The organism is Eubacterium sp. CAG:161 (assembly GCF_000432355.1).
Lineage (GTDB): Bacteria > Bacillota > Clostridia > Lachnospirales > Lachnospiraceae > Eubacterium_G > Eubacterium_G segne.
Genome location: NZ_HF991865.1, coordinates 37,530 through 40,782, shown reverse-complemented (window position 1 = coordinate 40,782; position 3,253 = coordinate 37,530). Strand labels below are relative to the sequence as shown.

General features: G+C 35.7%; 5 protein-coding genes and 1 other RNA gene (1 of these 6 running past the window's edge). 1 reads left to right on the top strand and 5 read right to left on the bottom strand.

Going from position 1 to position 3,253, the window contains the following annotated elements:
- From Q5O30_RS06140 to pyrB, 4 genes are all read right to left on the bottom strand, one after another.
- The coding region (locus Q5O30_RS06140; RefSeq protein WP_302674618.1) for a DUF2085 domain-containing protein at positions 1 to 139 on the bottom strand (139 nt) is incomplete at its 3' end.
- Between the two features lie 9 nt (positions 140 to 148).
- Positions 149 to 484: a zinc ribbon domain-containing protein gene (locus tag Q5O30_RS06135; protein ID WP_021952872.1), complete on the bottom strand. Its 336-nt coding sequence runs from the start codon at positions 482 to 484 to the stop codon at positions 149 to 151.
- Positions 485 to 695: 211 nt separating this feature from the next.
- A complete protein-coding gene (locus Q5O30_RS06130) occupies positions 696 to 1,136 on the bottom strand; it encodes an aspartate carbamoyltransferase regulatory subunit (RefSeq protein WP_021952871.1) in 441 nt (146 codons plus the stop codon).
- Between the two features lies 1 nt (position 1,137).
- Complete coding sequence (gene pyrB, locus Q5O30_RS06125) at positions 1,138 to 2,052, bottom strand: aspartate carbamoyltransferase (RefSeq protein WP_021952870.1); 915 nt, start codon at positions 2,050 to 2,052, stop codon at positions 1,138 to 1,140.
- A 238-nt stretch (positions 2,053 to 2,290) separates the two neighbouring features.
- Here pyrB and Q5O30_RS06120 point away from each other — a divergent pair, with 238 nt between their 5' ends.
- A complete protein-coding gene (locus Q5O30_RS06120; RefSeq protein WP_021952869.1) occupies positions 2,291 to 3,115 on the top strand; it encodes a purine-nucleoside phosphorylase in 825 nt (274 codons plus the stop codon).
- 3 nt (positions 3,116 to 3,118) lie between these two features.
- Here the strand turns inward: Q5O30_RS06120 and rnpB are convergent.
- Positions 3,119 to 3,253, bottom strand: an RNA gene (gene rnpB, locus Q5O30_RS06115) — RNase P RNA component class A; it runs 236 nt beyond the window's last position.

Sequence of the window (3,253 nt, the reverse complement as noted above, 5' to 3'; positions counted from 1 at the left end):
GAGTTACTATAATTCCTATAAGTTCACCTGTACACCTTGCGCATATTGGAAACTGTTTTCCATGAAAGAAAAATGAACGTTCAGGTCTTTGATGGCATCCAAATATGATGGGTAGCCATTTACATAACCATCTTTTCATGCCACATTTCTAAAATCCTGTAACACTTGATGAAGCACCATACATTCCTGCTCCTACGCCTGCTACAATCACTATAATGTAGAATAATATTGAAATACCTACGCTAACTAAAGCACCAATTCCTGCGGCTTTAGCTGTTTTTGGCTTGGTGTCCTTCCACACAAGGAATAAAATCAAACCTGCTAAAGGAATACAACATCCCAGTAGCCCCCAGCCTATTCCTCCATTATCAGATACATATGGTGTGCCATAATCATTATTATTCGTGTTCTTTGTATCTCCTCCACAATATGGGCATTCAACTGCATTGTCATCAATTTCTTTTCCACAATAGTTACAATACATTTTTTCGTCCTCCTATCCTTTGTTATTAAATATATTACCGTTTGATTGTAACAATTCATTTATGTAATTTCAATACAAATGGCACATTTTGTCATTTTTCTGCCTTAAGCACAAAAAATCCCACAAAATATAGTATGTTTGCACAAACCAACATTTGTGGGATAAAATCCATATTAATTAAAATTTCAATATAAATCACAAGCTCTTAAATTTACAGTTTTTCCCAAAGTTTGCCCTGCTTTTCTTCACAGTATTGGCAGCTGTATAAACCATTCTTTTTGTCTGTTAGTACAAAAACATGGTCTAACTCCTGCTCAATAGATGTAATGCATCTTGGGTTTTTGCAATGTAATACATTAACAATCTTCTTTGGTAGCTTAAGATCTCTTTTTTCCACTAATTTACCGTCAGTGATAATATCAACTGTGATATTATGATCAATAAATCCTAATATATCAAAATCCACAATATCTAAGGGACCTTCTACTTTAATTATGTCTTTAACTCCCATTTTTTTACTTCTGGCATTTTTAATAATAGCAACCTGGCAATCTAATTTTTCCAAATTAAGATAATGATATATAGCCATTGCCCTTCCTGCCTGAATATGATCTAAAACAAAGCCATTTGTTATTTCATCTATATTTAGCATATTATACTTCCACCTCCAACAATGTCAAAATAAGTGCCATTCTCACATACACACCAAACTGTGCCTGCTTAAAGTACACAGCCCTTGGATCATCATCTACTTCAACAGCAATTTCATTAACTCTTGGCAGTGGATGCAAAATCAGCATATCATCTTTTGCTGATTTTAGTTTCTTTTTGTCCAAAATAAAGCTATCTTTAAGTCTTATATAATCCTCTTCATTAAAGAATCTTTCCCTTTGAACCCTTGTCATATAAAGCAAATCAAGCCCACCAATTACATCTTCAAGTCTTGACACCTCTTCATACTGAGCTCCTGCTTCTTTTATATTTTCAATGATATATCCCGGAACCTTAAGCTCCGCCGGTGAAATAAGGACAAATTTTACATTATCATATCTAAGCAATGCGTTAATAAGCGAATGCACTGTTCTTCCAAATTTCAAGTCACCACACAATCCAATTGTAATATTATCAAGTCTACCCTTAAGGGTTCTTATTGTCATTAAATCCGTCAAAGTCTGGGTAGGATGCTGATGTCCTCCATCCCCTGCGTTAATAACAGGAATACCTGATTTTTTAGCTGCAACTAAGGCTGCACCTTCCTTCGGGTGTCTCATGGCACATATGTCTGCATAACATGATATAATTCGTATGGTGTCTGAAACGCTCTCCCCTTTAGATGCGGAGCTTGATGATGCCTCGGAAAATCCCAAAACACTTCCGCCTAAATTAAGCATAGCTGCCTCAAAGCTTAGTCTTGTTCTTGTGCTAGGCTCATAAAAAAGAGTGGCAAGTTTCTTTCCTTTGCAACACTCTTTGTATTTTTGAGGATTCCTTTCAATATCGCCGGCTAAATTTAATAACTTATCCAACTCTTCTACAGTAAAATCCAATGGACTAATTAAATGTCTCATTTCACCCTCCATTCATATGTATTTTTTGCTAATAAGATAATACATTATTGAGGTGTAATATTCAAGGGTATTTACTTATTTTTTTTCACTATTTATTTAATCTTTTTGAATTTATAAATATTACATTTTCCGGTAATCTGGTATACTATTATAAACAAATAAATTTTATGGCAGTGTTTTTCCTTAATTGCTTAGTGATAACGGAAAATCGTGCCACATTACAGATAGGAGCAAATTTATGACACCACAATATTATAAAGAATTGGAAAAATATTTAAGTTGTGTTAAGACAAAGATAGATTTTAAGCCTGATGTTGCAATTGTTTTAGGCTCAGGTCTTAACAAACTGGCAGAAAAAATCAATGTAAAGGAAACTATTAGTTACTCAGATATTGACGGATTTCCCATAAGCACCAATAAAATGCACGCAGGAGCTTTTATTTTCGGATATTTAGGTGACGTTCCGGTAGTCGCTATGAACGGAAGAATCCACTACTATGAAGGTTATTCCATGAATCAGGTTGTTTCACCTATTCGTCTTATGAAACTAATGGGTGCAAAAAAGCTTATTCTTTCTAACGCCGCCGGTGGAATTAGCGATAACTTAAATGTAGGGGATTTAATGATGATTACAGACCATATTTCATCTTTTGTACCATCTCCTTTAATTGGACCTAACATAGATGAACTCGGCACCCGTTTCCCTGATATGACCAGCATATATGACAGTGAAATATGCAAAAAAATAAAAAACATAGCAAGGGAAAACAATATTGACTTAAAAGCAGGTGTATATCTCCAGACAACCGGACCTAACTACGAAACACCGGCTGAAATTAATATGTACAAACTTCTCGGAGCTGACGCTGTTGGTATGAGTACCGTATGTGAAGCCATTGCCGCCGTTCATTGCGGATTTAAAGTATGTGGAATAAGCTGTATCACCAACAAAGCTGCGGGAATAACCGGAGAGCCTTTAAGTGATGAAGAAGTGGGCGTTGCTGCCTCTAAAGCATCTGATAAGTTTTGTCTTTTAATTGAAGAACTGGTAAAAAGAATATAAAAAAATGCGAGCAAGACTGTAAGCCGGGTTATGTCTTGGATAATCATCTATCTAGACTTATTGTTGCCAACAAGTTCAAGCAACCTACCCGAAAGCTGGCGGGCCACCATATGCTTTCTGCTCGGTCTTGCTTCGGAT

What these genes read in the sequence shown, in the direction of transcription:
- Q5O30_RS06135 (WP_021952872.1), bottom strand. Translation starts at nt 484, where the DNA reads ATGTATTGTAACTATTGTGGAAAAGAAATTGATGACAATGCAGTTGAA.
- pyrB (WP_021952870.1), bottom strand. Translation starts at nt 2,052, where the DNA reads ATGAGACATTTAATTAGTCCATTGGATTTTACTGTAGAAGAGTTGGAT.
- Q5O30_RS06120 (WP_021952869.1), top strand. Translation starts at nt 2,291, where the DNA reads ATGACACCACAATATTATAAAGAATTGGAAAAATATTTAAGTTGTGTT.
- Q5O30_RS06130 (WP_021952871.1), bottom strand. Translation starts at nt 1,136, where the DNA reads ATGCTAAATATAGATGAAATAACAAATGGCTTTGTTTTAGATCATATT.